Below are 22,874 nucleotides of genomic sequence, written 5' to 3' on the forward strand. Positions count from 1 at the left end.
AGATTTTGTGTGTAGGCTTCTTCATTTGAAAATTATATCGCTGAAAAAGCCTTTACAGATAGGTTTGTGCAACAAAGCCAACTTTAGGTGGAATAACTGGTTTATATGTAGATTCAAAAACCTTAAAAGAGACGAACTCAGTTGTTATCCAAACAATGTTATTTACCAGAATTTTGATCAACTTAGGCTTGTCAATTGGACAGGCAGGTGTATTAGCTAGTGCTATTTTACAACATAGCAAAAATGCAGTAATTAAAAGAGCTTTAACTAAATTCACATCGAATGCTCTAGTCGCATTTTTAATGAGTGCTCGAGTAATTGCTGGATTGAATCTTATAACATTAGGCTTAATTAGCGCAGAAATTTTACTTAAAAAATATGTTTTGGATGATGCAATGGAAGATTGGTGTCAAAAAACAGCTTTTAAATTAGCATCTGACCCTAGAAAAGAGTCAATATTTAAATCTACATCTAGAAATGAAAAAAAATTCCAAACTGCAGATGAAGAATATGAAGAGTTTATGAAAGCGATAGTGAGCGTTTAAAATGTATGAGATGTTAAAATTTGAAGGTCGCATTCAAAGATTAGAGATTTATGATGACTCTTTAAATGCATTTGGAAAGTCTGGTGATGCTCAAATTGCATCTTCAGCAATTTTGAGTGGTGTGGCAGAAAATGTTTCATTGTCTGCACAAACTGTATTTCTCGCTTCACGTAGTCGTTTACATGTCAAATCAGTTGTTATGGAAATCGATGGTAAAGTTTGCGTAGGTCAATTCCATCGTGCGTTATTTGAACATAATGAATATGTCATTTGTGTCGTAAGACGTCTTGAAAAAAAATTGTATGAACTTTATTCAGTATTGAGCCCTAAAACAGGCTTACTTCATATGCAGGTTGGGATGGGAGCTTCTGTTAAAGCTCATCAAACTTCTATAGCTAAAGGTAGAAATGTTTGGTACGCAATAACAATTTTTTTAGGATCTTTAATTTATTTTTGGGCAAGAGGTTTTAATCAGGTTGATATATTAATTTTTTTAGGAGTGGCTATTTTATTTTATTTTATTTTATTTTTTATTATTAAAAATGCTTCAAATTCATTAAAACATTTTTCAGAAAAGTCAGAACAGATTTTTGGTTTGTATGGATTTAAAGACCCGCAAGAGGTTTTTTTATTGCCAAGTCGTTATTTAAGTGAAAAAGATCATTTGTTACTAGAATCTGTATATGAATATAGAAAAGTTATTGAAAGTGATCCATATCCTGAAAGCTATATAGAGCAAATAGAACGGAATGTATGATTTATTAAATTTGAATTGTATCTTATAGCTAGAAGCAAAAGATATATTAGGATTTTGAAAAGACTTACATTGTTTCAGAAGAACCGTCTAAACATATCACGGTTCTTCTATTTCTTTAATGATAATTTTCATTTAACTCAAACGAGATTCCCAAAGTTCTTTCGCTTTAGTCATCGCTTCACCATAACTATTTACAGCATCCATCGTATATAAAGCAATTCCCATTGTTTCAATCACAGCCATTTCACCATATTCATGTGTTTGCTCACCCAACCAAACTGCTTTAAAGACTGCTAAATCAAGTTCTTCTTCAATAGGACTACGATCTGGTGTCAGTTTAGGTAGTTCATGCTCGTACAATTCACCGTTTTTAATCCCACAAATTAAAGTCTTGGCATCAGGATTACGCTCAAATTCACCACCTTCACCTTTTATCACAGCACTATTTTTATAACCTAATCGAAAAGCTGTTTGTTGATGTGATGATCTGTAAGCAGGATGGAAAATTGCCTGTAAAGTTGCCTTTGCATTAAATGGATTAATTAAACGTGCCAGTGTATGAATTGGTGAGCGAAGACCCATTACATTTCTGAGTGATATTAGATCACTTAAAATAGGTGATATTGCTTCAAGTGGTAAGTAAGCAAAATGATGTTGTTCAAGTTGCTGTTTTACTTCTTGTTGATTATGGCAAATTGGGTAGCCTAAATATTCTAATACCTGTTCAGTATAAACACGGTTAATTGTGTGACCCGATGCTCCATGCATTACAATTTTATAACCATGATGAGCCAATGTTAAAGCTGCAAGAATGAACCATGGATAATGCTTACGTTTTCCAGCATATGAAGACCAATCTAGATCAACATCTAAAGATTCAAAGTTGAGTTGATCTCGTGTTGCTTGAACAAAACCTGCAAGTTCATCAACAGATTCCTCTTTGACACGCAAAAGCATTAAAAATGCGCCAAGTTGAACATCTAGCACTTCATCTTTCAAAATCATGCTAAATGCTTGATATGCTTCTTCATAGCTTAAAGAGCGCGATCCTGTTTTACCTTTACCTAAAATACGAACATATTGAGCAAACGGATGTTCTGCGGTTTTATAAATATTTCGTTTGGTATTCATGATAATTCTGATGTGATCGATAACTAGAAAATAATATGACATAAAGTTGGCTATGTTGAGTAATAAACGCTGAGATAAATTCGGTTTAATTTGTTTTGGCGAAATATTAAACATTACAAGCGAAATTATTGACCGAATCAGTCTAGCGAATTGATGCAAACGGACCATGACATCAACTTGAAAAATCATTAGCATGACTGCGAAACAAACTTTTAAGAACAAAGAAAGCGAAAGGAAATAGCGATGTTAGCTTACGATGCAGATTTGGAACTCTTCCGTGATAACTTCAAACGTTTTATGAGTGAGCATGTTGCTCCACATTATGATCAATGGGAACGTGAAGGCATTATGCCGCGCTCAGTTTGGAATTTACTGGGTGAAAATGGTTTTTTATGTGTAGATGTACCTGAAGAGTACGGTGGCTATGGTGTGCCAACACATTATTCATTGATGTTGGTTGAAGAATCTGCTCGTGCGGGATATTGTGCTTTATCGACAGCAATTTCATGTCACTCTGAAATTGCTGCTCCTTATATTCAACATATTGGTACAGAAGAGCAAAAACAATATTGGTTACCAAAAATGGTATCAGGTGAGGCAGTTGGTGCAATAGGTATGACCGAGCCAGGTGCGGGTTCTGATTTGCAGGCTATGCGTACTAGTGCAATCCTACAAGGTGATCACTACATTTTGAATGGATCAAAAACATTTATTTCAAATGGTCAACATGCGGATGTTGTTGTTCTTGCAGTAAAAACTGATCCACAAGCACGTGCTAAAGGTGTGTCGTTACTACTGGTCGATACTCATCTCGAAGGTTTCAAGAAAGGTACTAACCTCGATAAAATTGGCTTGCACTCGCAAGATACATCTGAATTGTTCTTTGATAATGTAAAAGTACCTAAAGATCAATTGCTTGGTAATGCTGGTTCTGGTTTTGCTTATTTGATGCAAGAATTGCCTCGTGAACGTACAGCAATTGCATCTACAGCTTTAGGTGCAATTCGTGGTGCAATTGATTTAGCTACTGCTTATGTAAAAGAGCGTCAAGCATTTGGTCAGGCAATTTCGCAGTTCCAAAATACGCGTTTTGTATTGGCTCAAGCGAAGATTGATGAGTTGGCAACAGCAGCTTTCTACAATCAGAACGTAGAGCTTTATATGGAAGGTAAGCTAGATGTTGAAACGGCTGCTGCACTGAAGAGTTTCAGTACAGATATGCAAATGAAGGTATCTGATAACTTACTTCAGTTATTTGGTGGTTATGGTTATATGACTGAATATCCAATCTCACGTTTCTTTGTTGATGCTCGTATTCAGCGTATTTATGGTGGTACCAACGAGATTATGAAAGAAATAGTAGCTCGTGGATTGATTGGTAAATCATAAGCCGACTTTGATATCCTAAGCCTGCTTTTAGCAGGCTTTTTTTATTGTTCTTCTGTTGAATATTGAATCACTGGATAAGTTTTCTGTTTAGGGAGTTTGTGTAAAGTATTGTTGATATCAAGCAGAAATTTATCTGCTTCATCTTGGTTTGGCCAATGATTATTATATTGACTTCTTTTTTGAATATTCACACTACATCCTGTAACTTCCATATTCTCTGGATTAAATGACCAATCATTTGGATTTTTCAAAGTAACGTCCAATGCACTATCACAACTTTTCCAGAGCTTTACGAATGAATTTTCTGTTTGAGGTTTCAGCTCTTTAACAGGATAAACAGAATAGCCTTTCATTTCTGAATTAAAAAATTTGATAAATAGATAAGAGGGAATTCCTCACCAATTGATCGCAGTATTTGGTGGAAGTTCAATGCTTGTTAAATCTTTTTCATTTAATGGATGTTGCTGTTGGTCTTTTTGAAATGAATTTTTTGATTTGTATTTGAGTTTGGTTGCCTTAGGAACAGTTATTCCTCTGATTTGAGTTGTTGTCGTTGTAACATAATAGGGTGAAGAATCTTTATTACATCCTGTTGGATTATAGCAGCCTATGCATCCTGTTAGACTTGTGGCGATTACGCTAATCAGTAAAGGTGTTTTTATATTCATTATCATGGATGGCATCAATTTTTATTTATTACAGATTTTATCAAACTTGATTGAATTTTGTCTGTTGTGATTGAATAAAGCGGAATCTGATGCTTGATGAATAATTTTAAAAACAAAGGTCGGGATTGTAATGATTTGCAAAAAAACATTTATAAAAATACGCAAGGGCTTTGACCTAAGCAAAAAGAGTTAAATCTTCGCGTGTTTAAAGCGTTAAAGTCTTGTTATACTAGCTTCGCATAACAGTTCATAGATGAATTGTAACCCATTTATATAGATGATTTTGCTGAGGCTGCATTCAATGGTAAACGATGGACAAAACACATCGACGTCACTTAATTTAGAACAAATTCGTAATGATATAGATAGTGTTGATCAACAAATCCAAGAATTACTTAACCGTCGAGCTACGCTGGCTGAAGCTGTAGCAAAAGCGAAATTTGCAGCTGAAGAAAACCCATTATTTTATCGTCCTGAACGTGAGGCTCAAGTTCTCCGCAAGGTGATGGAACGTAATCAAGGTCCATTGTCTGATGCGACGATGGCACGTTTATTTCGTGAAATCATGTCCGCTTGTTTAGCACTTGAAGCACCTCAAAGCATTGCATTTCTAGGTCCTGAAGGTACATATACGCATTCAGCTGTGCTAAAACATTTTGGTAAAGATGCAGTTGTGCGCCCATTGCCAACGATTGATGAAGTGTTCCGTGAAGTTGAAGCTGGTGGTGCGCATTATGGTGTTGTTCCAGTTGAGAATTCATCAGAAGGTATCGTAAACCACACTTTAGATTGCTTTAAATCATCTACTTTAAATGTGATTGGTGAAGTAGAACTTCGCATTCATCATCAATTTCTCGTATCTGAAAATACTCGTAAAGACAGCATCAAACAGATTTATGCACATCAACAAACCCTTGCTCAATGTCGCAAATGGTTAGATGCGCATTATCCAGGTGTAGAGCGTGTAGCGCTTAATTCAAATGCGGAAGCTGCTCGCCGTATTCGTAATGAGTGGCATTCTGCCGCTATTGCTTCAGATATTGCTGCAAGTATGTATAACTTAGAGATATTACATAGCAACATTGAAGATAACCCTGAAAATACGACTCGTTTCCTTGTGATTGGTCGCGAGAAAATTCCACAAAGTGGTAATGATAAAACGTCTTTACTGATCTCTGCACATGATCGTGCGGGTGCTTTATTGGAAATCCTGGCGCCATTTGCCAAACATAAAATTAGTTTGACTAGTATTGAAACTCGTCCAGCGCTTCCTGAGAAATGGGCTTATGTTTTCTTCATTGATTTGGAAGGGCATATTGATCAAGAAAATGTAGCTGCAGCATTAGATGAAATTCGACCTAATGTAAAAGAATTGCGAGTTTTGGGTTCATATCCTATCGCTGTTTTATAGTTTAATTTATTTTAAATCCGTTCCAGTCTCCCTTTTTAAAGGGAGATACTTTCCGATCTTTTTTAAAAGAGAGGTTAGGGAGATTTTCAGATAGGCAAAAATGTTTTATGTCTCAACCATTATTTAATAAAGTTGCATTTATTGGGCTTGGGCTGATAGGGTCGAGTCTTGCTCGTGTGATTGTGGCAGAACAGCTTGCTGGTCAAATTGTAGCTTCAACACGCTCAAAAAAAACATTAGAAGATGCCAAAACACTAGGGCTTATTCAACACGGTTATGCAACACCTGAAGAAGCTGTTCAAGATGCAGATTTAATTGTTTTAGCCTTACCTGTCAGAGCGACGCAAAAAGTACTTGAACAGATCAAACCTTATCTAACTGAAAATGTCATCATCACAGATGTTGGTAGCACTAAAGGTAATGTGGTTGAAGCTGCTAAAGCGGTCTTTGGTGAAGATTTACCTATAGGTTTTGTACCAGGACATCCAATTGCAGGTGCCGAACATACAGGTGTGCATGCAGGTAAAGTTGATTTATTTGCCAATCATAAAGTGATTTTGACGCCACTACCGACTAGTGCAGATTGGGCTGTTGAGAAGTTGATTCAACTATGGTCTGCTGCAAAAGCAGAAGTTATATGCATGGATGTGAAGAAGCATGATGAAGTGCTTGCACATACAAGCCACTTACCACATTTGATGGCATTTAATTTGGTTGAGCAGCTTGCAAACCGTGAAGATAATTTAGATATTTTTCGCTATGCTGCAGGTGGTTTTCGTGATTTCTCACGTATCGCAGCAAGTGATCCTCAGATGTGGCATGACATTTTCTTTGCCAATAAAACTGCAATCTTGAATGCTGTAGAGGGTTTTGAACAGCAGTTATCAGTTTTAAAGAAACTGATTGAACAAGAAGATTCACAAGCATTGATGGGTTTGCTTGGCCATGCGCAAGCTGCACGCCAACACTTTAATCATATGTTAGCCAAAAAACCTTTGATGGAGAAAAACAAGGTGATACAGCAATTTACCATTTTGCCCGGAAAGAAAACATTTACAGGTAAATTCACCGTACCAGGTGATAAGTCTGTGTCACATCGCTCTATCATGTTTGGTGCGATTGCAGAAGGCACAACTCATGTAACAGGTTTCTTGGAAGGCGAAGATGCTTTAGCAACTCTCCAAGCTTTTCGTGATATGGGAGTGAGTATCGAAGGTCCAAAGAATGGTGAAGTGACGATTCATGGCGTTGGAATGCAAGGTCTAAAAGCACCTGCTGGTGCTTTATACATGGGTAATTCAGGCACAAGTATGCGCTTGTTGTCTGGAATGCTTTCTGCTCAAAAATTTGATTCTGTCATGACTGGTGATGCATCGTTGTCTAAGCGTCCAATGGAACGTATTGCAAAACCATTGCGTTTGATGGGAGCGCAAATTCAAACCACAGGTGAGAAAGGTACACCACCAGTTAGCATTACGGGTAGCCAAGTTTTAAAGGGTATTGATTACGACTTACCAATGGCTTCTGCTCAAGTCAAATCAGGTATTTTACTAGCAGGTCTATGGGCTGAAGGTGAAACTTCGGTAACAGAACCAGAGCCAACGCGTGATCACACAGAACGTATGTTGCGTGCTTTTGGTTATGATGTGAAAACCGAAGGCAATAAAATCTCACTTGTGGGTGGTGGTAAGTTAGTCGGTACTGATATTCAAGTTCCTTCTGATATTTCATCGGCTGCCTTCTTCATGGTGGGTGCCGCAATCACAGAAGGTGCTGATGTAGTTCTTGAAGCTGTTGGAATCAATCCAACACGCACTGGTGTGATCGAAATTCTTAAACAAATGGGCGCTGATTTGACGGTAGAAAATGAGCGTATTGCAGGTGGTGAACCTATCGCAGATATTCATATCAAAGGTTCTCGTACACTCAAGGGTATTCACATGCCTGAAGATCAAGTACCTTTGGCAATTGATGAGTTCCCAGCATTATTCATTGCTGCAGCATGTGCGGAAGGTCAAACAGTATTAACTGGTGCTGCTGAATTACGTGTCAAAGAATCTGATCGTATCCAAGTGATGGCAGATGGTTTGAAAATCATGGGCATCGATTGTACGCCAACAGAAGACGGTATCATTATCGAAGGTAAAGGCAAATCAGGTGATTGGTCTGCAATCTTTAATGGTGGCGAGATTGAATCACACCATGACCATCGCATAGCAATGAGTTTCAGTATTGCTGGTTTAAGAACCGCTGGTGCGATTACAATTCATGGTACAGAGACGGTTGCGACTAGTTTCCCAACTTTTACTGAACTAGCAAATGCTGCTGGTTTGGATTTACAAGTTGTGAACCAATAATGTGTAGGATAGCAGCATTTAATTCAATAAATGCTGCTATCTCAAGCTGATTTATAACAATAAAGTTTCAAATCTCTCATCTCGATTGAAAAATAATTAAGTTTTGCTTTGTACATATCTAATCGGGTCGAAATTCCTAAAATTTGAACAAGAAGTAAGACAATCGGCTAATCAATTAAAGACAATTGTATATATAATAATTCATACCGCTGCAGTAGGCTTTACTCTGCGATCCAGAGTTAAAAAACATAAAAATAGAGGGAATACCATGAGAACGTTGCAATTCATAGCAGATTGCCCAAAACATGGATTGATGAATCATCCACCGAATGAATGTTACATTACTCAAGAGTATGTAGCAGCGTTATTGTATAAGCAATTAGAACAATTTGGTTTTGATGCTCAACACATTCGACATGAACATCAAAAGATTGAAGTTCGTATAGATAACCATCATTTGCCACTCTCTATTTTATGTTCTCAGCAAGATGTGGAAGGACATATCTTGTGTCAAATTTCAGCCAATCCACAGCAAGAACAAGCATGGTTTGAACGTATAGAGACACAAAGCATCATTCGTCAATTAGCTCAAGCTGTTGAAAATAGTTTAAAAGCTGAACATAGTTTTTCTGATTTTGTTTGGAAATCTTAATTACATATTTTTTAGCTCTATATATCTAAAGTGGATAACAAATCTGTTGATCCATTTTTTTATTAATATTAATTAGAAATATTTATTTTTATAGTGACATTATTTAATAAAAATTAACAAATGAAAAAAATAATAGTGTTTGAATTTTGAACTACTTTTCTATTAATTTAAAAATGTTTTTTAACAAAGAATTACTCAATCTCCTCCTTTTATTCATAATACTTTTCCAGAGAATTAATATGACCACTATATCTAGTAATTATCTTAAAGGCTTTAGTGTATTGTTCGTTTCTTTACTTGCGGCATGTAATAGCGATGATAAAAATACTACTAACAATGCTTCTAACCAAAAACTAGTCGATGGAACAATTTCGTCACTACAAACACTTAGTCAAAATTTAGTATGGCAAGAAAATCAATGTGATAGTGTTTATTCAAGGTGATAAATGATGCAGAGATTGCTGAGAAATCAGCTTTAGAATTAAGAACAAAGCTTAATAGTACAAATAACTTAAGTTTGTTATTGGAACAGCAAATTATTCCAAAACTTATCCAGCTTACTGAAGAGTCCACTACTTTAAGAGCTATATGTTATGCTCCAGATTATGACGGCACAGGGGTAAGTATTGAAAGACCAGCGATGTTAAGAGAGATGTTAAGCGAATGGCAAGGGACTATAAATTTATTGATTCGTCAAATAAATAATCCCCCTAATATGAATCCTAAAATTAAATTAGCAGCTTTAACACATACAAATATTAATGAAGCAACACCAGAAAAATCAAAGTTTAAAGATTGTTCGGATAGTTTTTGTCCAGAAATGACGGTTATTCCATCTGGTAGTTTTTTGATGGGTGAAAATCTGCAAGAGCAACAACAACAAAATGTTCCTGCTCAGTCGCGACCGTATGAATTGCCTCAACACATGGTGAGAATCGAAAAGCCATTTGCTATGTCTACATATGAAACAACCCTTGCAGAGTTTCAAGCATTTCAAAAGGAGACTGGCTGGCAGGTACAAGGCTGTCGTAATTGGGAAGCACGTGATGGGGTTTTTAATATGTGGTATCGAGATGATTTAAACCCAACTAACTCAGGTATGAACCAAACGCCGCAAGATCCAGTTGTATGTGTACGCCGAGAAGATGGGAGAGCATTTGCAGAGTGGTTATCCAAAAAAACAGGGCAAACCTACCGTTTACCTACAGAGGTCGAATGGGAATATGCTGCTCGTGCAGGAACTTCGACTGCATTTTACTGGGGTGATGATTTGAATCGAGATCAAGCTTGTAAATATGTAAATGTGTTAGATCCAACCACAGTTTCTGCATTGCCACAAACAAGCTCGTGGAACTTATTTAATTGTACTGATAGCTATGATTATACCTCACCTGTTGGGAAGTTTATACCAAACAACTTTGGTTTATACGATATGACAGCAAATGCACGGGAGTGGGTAGATGATTGTTGGCACCCAAATTATGAGAATGCATCTGTAGCTAATCGTATTTGGGGTGAGGAGAATAACGGACAATGTAATTTCCCTGTGTTACGTGGAGGTGCATGGATATACAACACTTATAATGCTCGAACAGCCTATCGAAATGCTTATGTAACTTCCCAAGCACGTTCGATCATGTGGGGATTCCGCTTGGTTCGTGAAATTTAGTTATCACTTTTAGTTTAGTTTACTAAGGAATTATTGATCATTTTTATTAAAATCGACGTAAGTTTTAGGCTAAGAAATAAACTAAATTTACGTTGATTGAATATTTACTTTTTAATGATTTAAGTATATTTAAATCCATTATATACATTATTTTTGTGAGTATAACTGTATGATACAGTTTGATTTTTCTAAACTATCTCCCCAAGTGGTTTGGCGACATTTTGAGACTTTGTGTACGATTCCACGACCATCAAAACATGAACAACAATTACGACAGCATCTCAAAGATTGGGCGGAACAGCGCAACCTAGAAACTTATGTTGATGACATTGGCAATTTAATTATTCGAAAAGCTGCTACAGCGGGTAGAGAGCAAGTTGCAGGTGTGATTTTGCAGGGACACTTAGATATGGTGACTCAGGCAAATCGTGGTACTCAACATGATTTCTTTAAAGATCCCATTCAACCTGTATTAAAAGATGGCTGGCTTATTGCTGAAAACACGACATTGGGTGCTGATAATGGTATAGGAGTAGCACTTGCACTTGCTGTATTAGAATCAAATGATGTTGCGCATGGTCCGATTGAAGTCCTACTCACTATTGATGAAGAAGCAGGAATGAGCGGTGCTCGTTTGCTTGAGTCGGGTGTTTTAACAGGGCAATGGTTATTTAATATTGATACCGAAGAATGGGGTGAGCTCTATCTTGGCTGCGCAGGCAGTATTGATCTAGAGGTAGTAAATCAACTTGAATATGAAGCAGCACCTGAAAATTTGATTTTTGTTGATCTGTTGGTATCTGGATTGAAAGGTGGTCACTCAGGTGTTGATATTCATTTGGGGCGTGGAAATGCCAATGTGATTTTAGCCAATTTCCTGAATGATTATTTATCGCAAACAAATGGACGATTGGTTGAGTTTATCGGTGGAACAGCTCGTAATGCTATCCCACGTGAAGCTGTAGCAACAATTGCAATTAAATCGGGACAATTACCTGAGCTAGAAAAAGTAGTTGCTGTGATACAAGCTGAATGGCAAAAAAAGTTACAAGGCATTGATGATCAGTTGCAAATCACCGTGCAGCAGAATGCTAATCAGATAAATGAAGTTATTATCTTTCAACAGCAACAAGCTTGGTTGCAGGCATTGGCAACGTGTCCATATGGTATTTCACAGTGGAGTCGTGCTTTACCTGATGTGGTTGAAACCTCGAATAATATTGGTGTGGTCAAACTCACTAAAGATGAGGCGAAAACTTTAATTATGGTTCGTTCGATGGTGAACCAAGAAGCACTAACATTTGCCCAGAATATCCAACTGCACTTTGCAAAGTTTAGTATTCAATCCGAGTTAACACCTTTAGTTTCAGGTTGGACACCAAATCCCGATTCAGCTGCGTTGAAATGTCTGCAACAAGCTTATCAATCTGCATTTGAAATTGAGCCGAATTTAAAAGTTATACATGCAGGTTTGGAGTGTGGAATTATTGCTGAACACTATCCAGATTTACAGATGGTATCGTTTGGTCCTGATATTCAAGGTGCACATGCGCCGGGTCAGCGGGTTAAAGTAGATACGGTAGAGAAGTGCTGGAAGTTACTGGTCACGGCTTTGGAATCTGTAAGATAAATTTTTATAGAAAAGAAGCTCTTTATTGAGCTTCTTAAACTTTGACTGTCACTTGAAATAGATTTTTGTCTAGTTCAATAAATTCAATTTCACAATCAATAAATTTTTCAATCATCACGGCTTGTGTGCGGGTATGTTCGCTAATACATTGTGCGGTAAATTCACCACCTTGCACCAATGCCAAAGGTAATAGCAACTGATCCGCTAAATATTCATCGACAGCAGCATTAGACTCCATATATTGCTTCACCTGTTCCGCCAAATGATTGGCAATTTGTTCTGCACTTTTGCGCATTTCACCTAAAGTAGTAAATAGCTGAACGTGATGTTGATGTGCAACTTTGACATACGCTGTATTGCCTTGACTGATGCCATTTAAATGGAATTGCTGCTGAGTATCTAATTTCAATCTTTTATTTAACGTTGCCAGTTCTCGTTGTGCAATTTGTGCTTCTTCGGAAAGGTTGAGTACAGCTGCAAAAGCCTCAGTGCTTTGCAAAGTACCACGATCTAATAAATTTAGTTTGTTTCTATGTTGCCAAGGCTGAATCTTGATTTGAATTTCACCAGCACCAATCGGGAAGAAACCTGCTTTATTTAATTTAAACTCGACCCCTATTCCAAGTTTTTCTAATGCTGGTAAAAAGCAATGCTCGATAAAATCTGCCGTTGGCGCAAGCGGGTTATGTGTACCTCCGGAAATTGTGAGTTCACTGCTTTCATTTTGCAATAACAAAGCAGGTAAAAGAGTTTGCAAAACCAGTGTTGTACTCCCTGCCGAACCAATCTGGAATTGGTATTTTCCACTCTGTACATGCTGTGGAGCAAAGTACAAACGCTGGCTATGCAGTTCAGCACCTTCTACATAAGCTTGGCTGATGTGTTGAGATGCCTGTACACAGACTAAATGCTGACGCATTAAGCCTGGCTTTTTACGCCCAGCACGAATGTTGATTAATTCAAATGCTTGACCTGTAATCATCGAAAGGGCAAGGGCAGTTCTTAAAATTTGTCCACCACCTTCACCTTGTGAGCCATCAATCTGGATGGTTGCTGGCATATTTGCCAAAGCTTTATTCACTTCTATTTTCCTTATTTTGTAATTTAATGAACATACTGTCAGTACATGGTAATGCAAAGTAACGCGTGACTTTGCTTTCGGCAAAGGTTTGCTAGGTACATGATGCTGAGCCTAATCAGTGAAGATTGATGCACGGCTCACATGCTGCCATAGCCGCCTGAATTATTTTCAATCCCTCAGATCGGAGTAATGCAGGATCTTGTACTCGCCCAGTATGTCCAAACTGTGCTTGTGAACTAAATTCACAAAATCTGTTGTCTATTCGACTAAATCAATCTGCCAATTGGCTGCCTGTATCTTGATATTTAAATCACGTAGTTTCGCGCTGATATCATCGGCCTGTTTTTGCAAGCTAGAAACAGGGATAACTTTCTTCCATTTAATCTCACGTGAGCTATAACGATCTGGTTCACGATGGGTATTGGCAATCGCATCAACGAGAATCTTATGCTGTTCAGCATAACTATCACGCAAGCTTAATAGGGATAGCAATATTTTGCCATCCTCCAGCTTTGCTTGTGCATTGGTCAAATGAATACGACAAATCAACTGATTGCTTTCTTGGGTTAAAGCAAATACCTGTTTGATCAGTTCATTTGGATCTTCACTCGGTTCATCACCATCTTGTACCAATACATTGGCGTTGATCCGTTGTTTTAATGAAGCGAGCTTTTTTTGTTGATCGCTTCGAAGTAAAAGTGCTTCTGCGAGTTTCATTTTTATATCTCTATTTCATTCCAGTCAAAATTATCATCAGGTAAAAAATCTGAATGATGAGTTTGAATATGTTGCATAAAACTAATAAATAAATTACTCATGTAGTCAGGTTTCAAATGAATTAAAGCTGTTGCAGCAATGATGATTCGGCTGATTGCAGCTTCTTTAAGTTCTTGCGCACTTAGCTCAGTAAATGATTGATGGCAACTCCCGTGCTTTAACCAATTTCTGACTTTATTAATTTCTTGAGAAACCTGTTTCACTTGTAGATTATTTTTAATAGCAATATTTTTACTGACTTGATGAAATACATAACCACTTTTAATTTCACCAAAAATACCTTCCGCAGCACCAGCTAAAGTAATAGCTGGTACAAATGAATTTTCATATAAATAGAGTTTTATTGCCCATTCAAATTGCACAATTCCTGTTTCAATTTGATTCATTAGATCACCCCTTAACACAAACGACTTGTCGTAATGTATAAACCACTTCGACCAAATCCTTTTGTGCATTCATCACATCTTCAATCGGTTTATAAGCTGATGGAATTTCATCAATCACAGCAGCATCTTTACGGCATTCCACACCTTCAGTCTGGGCAATCTGATCTTCAACAGTGAATCGACGTTTTGCTTCAGCACGGCTCATCACGCGTCCTGCACCATGTGAACATGAGCAAAATGACTCCTGATTTCCAAGACCACGAACAATAAAGGACTTAGCGCCCATTGAACCTGGAATAATTCCATATTGTCCAAGTTTGGCACTGACAGCACCTTTACGAGTGACCATCACTTCTTCGCCATAATGTTCTTCCTTTTCCACATAATTATGGTGACAGTTCACCGCTTCCAATTTTGCATTAAATGGTTTTGGAATAATTGTTGCTAAAGCTTTAATCGCTGACTGCATCATGATTTCACGATTTTTCATTGCAAAGCGTTGTGCCCAGCCTACAGCAAACCAGTAATCATCAAAATGCTCAGTTCCTTCAACTAAATATGCCAAATCTTTATTGGGTAAGTTAATAAAGTGCTTCTGCATATCTTTGCGTGCGAGCTCAATAAAATGGTTACCGATGGCATTACCGACACCGCGAGAGCCTGAGTGCAACATAAACCAAACATGGTCGTGTTCATCCAAACAGATTTCGACAAAGTGATTTCCTGTACCTAAAGTTCCTAATTGTTTGCGGTTGTTGGTATTTTTTAGGCGAGGGTACTTAGCACAAATTAATTCAAAATCTGCAACTAAACCTGCCCAAGCTTGATCCACCATCTCAGGTGGTGTTTCCCATGAACCTTTATCTCGTCCACGTTTGGTCATTCCATGTGGAATCAAGCGTTCAAGTTCAGTGCGTAAAGCATATAGGTTATCTGGTAAATCCGATGCTGTTAAGCTGGTACGAGTCGCCATCATTCCACACCCAATATCCACACCGACGGCAGCAGGGATAATCGCACCTTTGGTTGGTATTACGCTTCCAATCGTTGCACCTAAACCAAAGTGAACGTCTGGCATCACAGCCATCCATTTATAAATAAAAGGCATTTGAGCCGTTTGTAATAACTGCTGTTTTGAGTTGTCATCAACAATTACGCCATTGGTCCACATTTTTACAGGCATGCCTTTTTCATTCTGTAGAACTTGATAAGTACGTTTTTGTTGTTCTTGTTCAAATTGAGCTTGTTGGTTAATTTGTTCAACGACAGACATTTTCATTTTTCCTTTCAAAGCCTGCCTGCCAAGCGTTTGCAGGCAGGTGATATTCACAATATCCCAGTGATGTTATGTACTTATACTATTGCAGTGACTATGCCAACTTTTTTAAACTTAATTTAAACCCTGTGTAAATATTTGATAATTAATTAAAATAAATTTTTTAATATTTTTAAAAAGCATGTTTGTAGATGATTTTGTCGATATTTGTATATCTAAAAAGATATTTAAGTATCTTAAAGGATAGATTATCTATCCTTGGATGTTATTGATAGATCAAATATAAGGTGATCTATTAAGATTTATCAATTTTTGTAAGTTGACCTGTCATATCTAAGCTAAATTGATCGAAATCATCAGCTAAATAAAAGTTGCCTAGATAATATTGGTGGACTTCATCTGCAATCGCTTTTTGTCCAATTTGATCCTGATGACGTGGACTGAAATGCGTCAGAATGAGATTGCCTAAATTGTTTTTTTGTGCAAATTCAGCCACCTTTTTGGCGGAACTATGCATTGGGCCTGAACCCAGTTTATCTAATATAGCTTGAGTGTAAGTGCTTTCGTGAATTAGGAGTTGAGCATCTTGGCAAGCTTGTGCCAACAACTCAGGGCTATCATTATCTCCACCGACAATCGCATGTACACGTTGCGTTTGGGTTTGAATAAAATCAGCTGCTTTTAAAGTTTGCTCATTTAATTGGACGTCTAAGCCTTGCTGTAAATCGCCCCAAACTTTACCTTTGGGTACACCGAGTTGAACTAAAGCCTGTATGTCTAATTTATTTTGCGTATATTGCGCGATAATACTAAATGCAAAACTGGGTACACGATGACTGAGTTGATGGGCTTGTATCGAAAGTTCATCTGTTATCTGTAGTATTTGAGCGGCTTCATTCACATTGATAAAATTGAGTGGATAGGGCAAATGTAAATCCGTTAATTGGGTCGTAACTTCAATCCATTGTTGAATCTCTTTCGGGGCAATAATGGTTAAAGGGGCTGTACGTGCATTCATACCAGCACTGGCTAACAATCCGACCAATCCATAACAGTGATCACCATGAACATGGGTAATGCAGATCGCAACTAAGTTCTGTAATGAAAGTTTAGCCTGTTGAATGCGATGCTGTGTGCCTTCACCAGCATCGACCAATATCCAGTCTTTATTCTTACTGTTGCGGATGGCTAGCGCAGAAACGTTGCGTGTTAGGGTGGGTACACCAGAAGATGTGCCTAAAAAAAATAAAATGAAGCATATTGTTGGATTTTTTCACTTAAATACGTATTGTATATGATAGACATTTATAAAATATTATAGAAATTATGCTGAATGCAAAGAAAACTGTCGTAATTGGCTTTGTGGGGTCTACCTTGGATCAAGGAAAGCGTCCTGATCGTTGGCAGCGTTGGCGTCCAACCCTCAGTCTTTTGATGCATGAAGATCTGATTGTGGATGAGTTGGTACTATTACATGATCGGCAACATCATAATCTAGTCAAATTTATTGCTGAAGATGCTCAGGATGTGTCGCCATTGACTACAGTTTCGGGTCAGCGAGTGAGTATCCGAGATCCTTGGGATTTTGCTGAGGTTTATGGTGCGCTATATGACTTTGTGAAAAGTTATCCCTTTGATACTGAAAAGAACAACTATCTTTTACATATCACCACAGGTACACACGTTGCACAAATCTGTTGGTATCTACTAGTCGATGCCAATTATTTACCTGCCAAGCTGATTCAAAGTGCACCCAATCAACAGAAAACGCCAGAAGGTGAATATCGCATTATTGATCTGGATTTATCTCGCTACGATGTTCTCAAGCAGCGTTTTGAAGATGAGCAACAACAAAACTGGCAACAGTTAAAAGCCAATATTTCAACCTATAACCATGAATTCAATCAACTGATTACAGAAGTTGAGTTGGTGGCAACGCGCTCTAGTGCGCCGATTTTGATTATGGGGGCAACAGGTGTAGGTAAATCGCATTTAGCCAAACAAATTTTTCAATTAAAGAAAGATAAGTTTCATCTGAGTGGGCGTTTTGTTGATGTGAACTGTGCGACGCTGCGTGGTGATAGTGCCATGTCGAGTTTATTTGGACATGTCAAAGGAGCTTTTACAGGGGCAGCGGCTTCAAGAACAGGCTTATTAAAAAGTGCTGATCAAGGTATTTTATTTCTGGATGAAATTGGCGAGCTTGGGTTAGATGAACAAGCGATGCTCCTCAAGGCACTCGAAGATAAATCTTTTTTTCCAGTCGGAAGTGACAAAGAGGTTCAGGCCGATTTTCAACTGATTGCAGGGACAAATAAAGATTTAAGAACCGAAGTGCAAGCAGGGCGTTTCCGTGAGGATTTGTGGGCACGATTGAATACATGGACTTTCTTTTTACCCAATCTTAAAGATCGAATCGAAGATATTGCCCCAAATATCGAGTTCGAGTTGCAACGTTTTGCTGTAAATCATCAGCGTCAATTACGATTTCAACGTGATGCCCTTGATGTGTATTTGAAATTTGCCAAGTCTAAAGAGGCATCATGGCAGGGGAACTTCCGTGATTTAACCGCTAGTGTGACGCGGTTAGCGACGTTATCCAGTGGTGAGTTGATTCGTTCGGAAACGGTGGAAAAGGAGATTCAGCGTTTGAAGCAACTGTGGTCGATTCAAACCACACAAAACCAATCTAAAGATGTAGATATTCTCCTTAAATATTTAGATCAAAGGCAGTTAAGCGAAATCGATGAGTTTGATCAGATACAGCTGCGTGGCGTACTGCAAGTTTGTGAAAATGCCAAGTCAATGGCTGATGCTGGACGGCAGCTATTTGCTGCTTCACGCCAGCAACGCAACACCACAAATGACAGCGACCGAGTCAAAAAGTATTTGGCTCGGTTTGGCTTGAGTTGGAGTGATTTTCTGTAATTATTCAACGGGATGGTCTTTCTTTATTTGTGATTGAGCTGGTAGAAACTCTAAATTCCAAAGTTTTTCGGCGTGTCGGCCAATCCACCAGAAAGATACAGCGAGCAAGATAAAGAAAATGGCTTTGTGCATGCCATTCCAAAAGAACTCAAAATACTTGGTGTAGAGATTAATAAATAAGAAGGCGATACCAAAACCACGTGATGTAGCATCATCATGTTTTAAACCATAAAGAATCGCGATGATGGCAATAAATGCGAAAAGCACACCCCAATGCAAGAGTTCATATTGTTTAACGTTATACCAGCTATTCAAATCACCATAATTGCCAAAGATTGAGAGAATCCATAAGGCAATAAATAGATAAAGCAGTCCCATGACATAAGTTGAATGGGCGAAGTCTCTAAAATGCGCATAGCGTTTAAACAGCAAGCTTAAACCAATCAATACGCCGCTAAAAAAGACAAAACGTAAAGGAAAGTTCATGCCTAGGTAATATGCTCCCCAACCCGACATATAGCCAGTTTCCGTCCCAAACCATGACCCGAGAGAAAGTAAGGAAAATAACCAGATCAGTTTAGAAGGGAACCAGAAGGCAAGTGCTGCATAAATAATGGTGGAGAGCAAGAATAGCAAAGAGAAATGCCCACTGCCTGTATCAATCACTTGACCGAAATAGGCGATGGATGCTGCCGTAGAAAGCACGCCTGCAAAAATAATCGCTTCATTGCTAAATTGATGTAAGGGTTTGGTTTTACGTCGACGATAGGCAAAGCCATAAAAAGCTAGAGCAACAGCAGCAAAAACTAGACAAGGAATAATTTTGGAATCTATAAAGATTCTTTCAATCAACCTCATCAAGTAATCATCAAGTGTGATAGCGGCTATTGCGATCAATGTACAAATCATCGAGATCCAGAATGAATATTTTGCGAGTCGTTCCCAGTCAAAAGGCCGAATCGAAAAACTCTGATTTAATTCATTGGCAACATCAGGTGTAATCGTACCTTGTAGTTGCCAATGCTCAATGGTTTGCTTTAAAAAAAGTCCCTGTTTTTTATTTAATTTCATTATTTAAGAACCTAAATGCCTGTACATCTAAACTGATATAATAGACATTGGATTCAAAAGGCGTATATTTTTCTTAGTAATTTGTTGTTAAGTCTAAATTTTTAAAAAACGAGTGATAATTTGACGCAACTGTTTTAGATAACCAGTAAAAAAATGATTGGCACCTGGCAGAATCGTGATTGGATGCTTTTGTGGCTTTGCCCACGCGATCATATCTGAGAGCAGGGTAATATCATCTTGCTCGCCGTGTACGAATAAAATATCGCCATCAATTGCAGGGGTTTTATAATGACGTAAATCCACCACTGAGCCTGTTGGTAGACCGCAGAGTACTAATTGTTTTGGACGTAACTCTTCACTGAGTTGTGCTTGGCATTTAGCTAATACATGAGAACCGAAACTAAAACCACCGGCATAAAAAGTTAAACCAGCATGTTTTGCACGGGCATATTCAATCACAGCCATAATATCATCAGTTTCGCCATGACCTTGATCATGAACACCTTCACTGCCAGCCAAACCACGGAAGCTAGGGCGATAAACGACACAACTCATTTCATTAAAAATCTGAGCCAGTAAAACAGGGACTTTATGATGTGGTGTACCACCTTGCAAAGGATGTGGATGGCAGACGACAGCAAAACCTGTGATTTCACCTTGGGGTTGATCTACAAACATTTCAATTTGACCAACAGGACCTTGGATGAATACTTGCTCAGACATAAGATACGCAATGGATAATGGAAGAATCCACTATTTTACCGATAAAACTGAACGAGAACACGAATTGGCATTAAAAATTATCAACTGATATAGTTTCACCAAGATAAATTTATTCTGATTGATTATGCTTGCTTTAATTTCTCCAGCGAAAACACTAGATTATGAAACTGCTTTACCGACTGATATATATACTCAGCCTCGTTTATTAGAGCACTCACAACAATTGATAGATGTTTGTCGCAAACTTTCGGCAACAGAAATCGCATCGTTAATGACCGTGAGTGAAAAAATCGCCAATTTAAATGTAGAGCGTTTTCGTGATTGGAATGCGGAATTTGATTTTTCTAATGCACGCCAAGCTTTATTTGCATTTAAAGGTGACGTGTATACAGGTCTAGATGCTTATCACTTAAAAGATCATGATATTGATTTTGCCCAACAGCATTTGCGCATGTTGTCTGGTCTTTATGGTTTGTTACGCCCATTGGATTTGATGATGCCGTATCGTTTAGAAATGGGTACTAAATTAAAGAATAGCCGTGGAAATAATTTATATGAGTTTTGGGGCAGCATTATCACTGATCAAATTAACCAAGATTTAGCTGAAATTGATGCAAAATTATTGGTAAATTTAGCCTCTGACGAATATTATAAATCTGTGAATGAAAAGAAAATTCAGGCAGAAATTATCAAGCCTGTATTCTTGGATCAGAAGAACGGGAAATATAAAGTCATTAGTTTCTATGCGAAAAAAGCGCGTGGTCTAATGGCAAGATACTTGATTGAAAATAAATTAAGCCAAGTAGAACAATTAAAAGCATTTGATAGTGAAGGGTATTACTTTGATGCTGAAAGTTCATCGGATAAAGAGCTAGTTTTTAAGCGAGATGAACAGCACGCAGCTTAGATTTGCCTTGGGCGGGATGGGATGTTAACCAAAGAACATTTGTTGAAAAATGCTATATCGTTTGATCAAGTTCGAATCAAAGGGCATCTGACAGAACCTCGGAGTTATGGGGTGTATGCACTGCCTTTAGATCGTGATGGTACTCGGCGCTTTCGATTTGGTAATCACCCTGTACGTCAGCAGGAACTAAAACATGAGTTTGGTTCCTGCACTTTGTATCAGCTCTTTCTTGAGCGTAAGGATGCAGAGTCATTAGCAAAGTGGCTTAATAAGGCAATCCAATAAGGATGAGTAATGCAGCAATATTTAACTGTATTAGAAAAATCTTGTTTTGAGCTGCATCGGCATTATCATTTTTCTGAACCGCAGAAAATTTTTAACAAGTTGATTGCTGCCTATAGTGAAAAGCAGCGGGCTTATCATACGCTACAACATTTGTATGAATGTTTGGTTTTACTTGAATCGATTCGACCTGATTTAAATGATGCAGATGCAGTTGCATTGGCGCTCTGGTTTCATGATGCGGTTTATGATCCACAGGCAAAAGACAATGAGCTAAAAAGTGCAGAGCTGTTTGAGCAGTATTTGGCTCAAGATTTGTCAGCAGATGATGTTCAGAAGATAAAGCGGTGGATTATTGCGACGCAAAAGCATGAAGCAACGAATGAGCTAGATTTACAATTTTTACTGGATATTGATTTGGCGATTCTAGCGGCTTCACCAGAGCGTTTCGATGAATATGAGCAGCAGATTCAACAGGAATATGCTTGGGTTGATCCAGATGTCTATTCGATTAAAAGAAAACAAGTTCTAGCGCATTTTTATCAGACTGAACCGCTATATCAAACTGAATATTTTCAGCAGAATTTTGAGCTAAAGGCGAAAGAAAATTTAAATCGAATATTAAATATTTAGAATTGAGAGAATCATGGATCAGCTAATTCAAACATTGAAAGAGCTAGCAAAACAGCATCCGTTAGAAAAATATTTTGTATGGGAGTTGCCAGAAAGTAATCCATTACCAATCCCTGTGCATCTTGCCTCCATATTTGAGCAAAATATTTATTTAAAACATAATTTCAATTCTTTATTGAATTCAGATGATTTAGCTGGTCGGTACTGGTTGATTCAAGAGTGGGGAGGTATACGTTCTTTTAAGCAAAATCCTAAAAATGACCTGTTATTGCTTAAATTTGAAAGTGAACTTACAAAAGGTGCTTTAACAAGAACTACTTTTTCAGTGATCTCTTCTTTATCAAAAGTCGCATCATTTATGGATCATCAGGCTTATGCAGTTTATGATTCCAGAGTCATTTATTCTTTAAACTGGTTGTTGTTTAAATATTCAACATTAAAGGAATTTTATCCTCAGCCCGTCGGAAGGAATGCTGATATAACTCAATATGAACTTAATACGATTTTTAATTTGTTTGATGGTCCTGTGAACTATAAAACTCATAACATTGCTTATCATGATTATTGTCAATTAATGAAAAAATTATCGATGGAAGTGTAT

The 22,874-nt window shown here is 37.8% G+C and carries 18 protein-coding genes and 4 pseudogenes; 13 read left to right on the plus strand and 9 right to left on the minus strand.

Annotation, left to right across the window (positions count from 1 at the left end; genetic code table 11):
• Window positions 1-80 precede the first annotated feature (80 nt).
• Together A2003_RS00050 and A2003_RS00055 are read left to right on the plus strand one after the other, a co-directional pair.
• Window positions 81-545, plus strand: a pseudogene (locus A2003_RS00050) (T6SS effector BTH_I2691 family protein); the annotation flags it as partial.
• A gap of 10 nt (window positions 546-555) precedes the next feature.
• A complete protein-coding gene (locus A2003_RS00055) occupies window positions 556-1,302 on the plus strand; it encodes a putative type VI secretion system effector (RefSeq protein WP_286686652.1) in 747 nt (248 codons plus the stop codon).
• A 132-nt stretch (window positions 1,303-1,434) separates the two neighbouring features.
• Here the strand turns inward: A2003_RS00055 and A2003_RS00060 are convergent, their stop codons facing one another.
• On the minus strand, window positions 1,435-2,433 hold the full coding sequence (locus A2003_RS00060; protein ID WP_151958505.1) for a glycosyl transferase family protein: 999 nt from the start codon (window positions 2,431-2,433) through the stop codon (window positions 1,435-1,437).
• 243 nt (window positions 2,434-2,676) lie between these two features.
• Between A2003_RS00060 and A2003_RS00065 the strand changes: the two genes are divergently transcribed.
• Window positions 2,677-3,822, plus strand: a complete 1,146-nt coding sequence (locus tag A2003_RS00065) for an acyl-CoA dehydrogenase family protein (RefSeq protein WP_004962299.1) — start codon at window positions 2,677-2,679, stop codon at window positions 3,820-3,822.
• 41 nt (window positions 3,823-3,863) lie between these two features.
• Here the strand turns inward: A2003_RS00065 and A2003_RS00070 are convergent.
• Window positions 3,864-4,490, minus strand: a pseudogene (locus A2003_RS00070) (hypothetical protein).
• Between the two features lie 301 nt (window positions 4,491-4,791).
• Here A2003_RS00070 and pheA point away from each other — a divergent pair.
• The 5 genes and pseudogenes from pheA (at window position 4,792) to A2003_RS00095 (ending at window position 12,209) form a co-directional block, all read left to right on the plus strand.
• Window positions 4,792-5,901, plus strand: a complete 1,110-nt coding sequence (gene pheA, locus A2003_RS00075; RefSeq protein WP_004911627.1) for a prephenate dehydratase — start codon at window positions 4,792-4,794, stop codon at window positions 5,899-5,901.
• A gap of 107 nt (window positions 5,902-6,008) precedes the next feature.
• Window positions 6,009-8,258, plus strand: a complete 2,250-nt coding sequence (locus A2003_RS00080) for a bifunctional prephenate dehydrogenase/3-phosphoshikimate 1-carboxyvinyltransferase (protein WP_039047852.1) — start codon at window positions 6,009-6,011, stop codon at window positions 8,256-8,258.
• A 268-nt stretch (window positions 8,259-8,526) separates the two neighbouring features.
• Window positions 8,527-8,910, plus strand: coding sequence for a hypothetical protein (locus A2003_RS00085; RefSeq protein ID WP_039047853.1), 384 nt, complete (start codon window positions 8,527-8,529; stop codon window positions 8,908-8,910).
• 239 nt (window positions 8,911-9,149) lie between these two features.
• A pseudogene (locus A2003_RS00090) lies at window positions 9,150-10,579 on the plus strand (formylglycine-generating enzyme family protein).
• Between the two features lie 169 nt (window positions 10,580-10,748).
• Window positions 10,749-12,209 carry an aminoacyl-histidine dipeptidase gene (locus A2003_RS00095; RefSeq protein ID WP_286686648.1) on the plus strand — a complete coding sequence of 487 codons (1,461 nt, stop codon included), beginning with the start codon at window positions 10,749-10,751 and terminating at the stop codon, window positions 12,207-12,209.
• Between the two features lie 34 nt (window positions 12,210-12,243).
• On the opposite strand, the gene rtcA is transcribed toward A2003_RS00095, so the two are convergent.
• From rtcA to A2003_RS00120, 5 genes and pseudogenes are all read right to left on the minus strand, one after another.
• Window positions 12,244-13,290 carry an RNA 3'-terminal phosphate cyclase gene (gene rtcA, locus A2003_RS00100; protein ID WP_151738868.1) on the minus strand — a complete coding sequence of 349 codons (1,047 nt, stop codon included), beginning with the start codon at window positions 13,288-13,290 and terminating at the stop codon, window positions 12,244-12,246.
• A 258-nt stretch (window positions 13,291-13,548) separates the two neighbouring features.
• On the minus strand, window positions 13,549-14,007 hold the full coding sequence (locus A2003_RS00105) for a DIP1984 family protein (RefSeq protein ID WP_004806564.1): 459 nt from the start codon (window positions 14,005-14,007) through the stop codon (window positions 13,549-13,551).
• Window positions 14,008-14,009: 2 nt separating this feature from the next.
• A complete protein-coding gene (locus tag A2003_RS00110) occupies window positions 14,010-14,453 on the minus strand; it encodes a hypothetical protein (protein ID WP_039048122.1) in 444 nt (147 codons plus the stop codon).
• A 4-nt stretch (window positions 14,454-14,457) separates the two neighbouring features.
• Complete coding sequence (locus A2003_RS00115; RefSeq protein WP_039048123.1) at window positions 14,458-15,726, minus strand: RtcB family protein; 1,269 nt, start codon at window positions 15,724-15,726, stop codon at window positions 14,458-14,460.
• 298 nt (window positions 15,727-16,024) lie between these two features.
• Window positions 16,025-16,988: pseudogene (locus A2003_RS00120) on the minus strand (ribonuclease Z).
• 67 nt (window positions 16,989-17,055) lie between these two features.
• Here A2003_RS00120 and rtcR point away from each other — a divergent pair.
• Window positions 17,056-18,657 (plus strand): RNA repair transcriptional activator RtcR, encoded by a 1,602-nt coding sequence (gene rtcR, locus A2003_RS00125; protein WP_234856128.1) that lies wholly within the window; start codon window positions 17,056-17,058, stop codon window positions 18,655-18,657.
• Here rtcR and A2003_RS00130 read toward each other — a convergent pair whose 3' ends face one another.
• Entirely contained in the window at window positions 18,658-19,728 is a 1,071-nt protein-coding gene (locus tag A2003_RS00130; RefSeq protein ID WP_286686650.1) for a DUF2157 domain-containing protein, read from the minus strand. It abuts the gene before it with no gap.
• 93 nt (window positions 19,729-19,821) lie between these two features.
• The gene (locus tag A2003_RS00135) at window positions 19,822-20,451 is read right to left on the minus strand and encodes an alpha/beta hydrolase (protein WP_125318718.1); all 630 of its coding nucleotides are present in this window, start codon (window positions 20,449-20,451) and stop codon (window positions 19,822-19,824) included.
• A 124-nt stretch (window positions 20,452-20,575) separates the two neighbouring features.
• Between A2003_RS00135 and yaaA the strand changes: the two genes are divergently transcribed.
• The 4 genes from yaaA to A2003_RS00155 all read left to right on the plus strand — a co-directional run.
• On the plus strand, window positions 20,576-21,358 hold the full coding sequence (gene yaaA / locus A2003_RS00140; protein WP_201897671.1) for a peroxide stress protein YaaA: 783 nt from the start codon (window positions 20,576-20,578) through the stop codon (window positions 21,356-21,358).
• 21 nt (window positions 21,359-21,379) lie between these two features.
• Window positions 21,380-21,643 carry a hypothetical protein gene (locus tag A2003_RS00145; protein ID WP_151738869.1) on the plus strand — a complete coding sequence of 88 codons (264 nt, stop codon included), beginning with the start codon at window positions 21,380-21,382 and terminating at the stop codon, window positions 21,641-21,643.
• 9 nt (window positions 21,644-21,652) lie between these two features.
• On the plus strand, window positions 21,653-22,273 hold the full coding sequence (locus A2003_RS00150) for an HD domain-containing protein (RefSeq protein WP_151738870.1): 621 nt from the start codon (window positions 21,653-21,655) through the stop codon (window positions 22,271-22,273).
• Between the two features lie 13 nt (window positions 22,274-22,286).
• A partial coding sequence (locus tag A2003_RS00155) for a hypothetical protein (RefSeq protein WP_286686651.1) occupies window positions 22,287-22,874 on the plus strand: 588 nt, incomplete at its 3' end.

Source organism: Acinetobacter sp. GWC1_38_13 (assembly GCF_001767535.1).
In the GTDB taxonomy this organism is placed as follows: domain Bacteria; phylum Pseudomonadota; class Gammaproteobacteria; order Pseudomonadales; family Moraxellaceae; genus Acinetobacter; species Acinetobacter junii.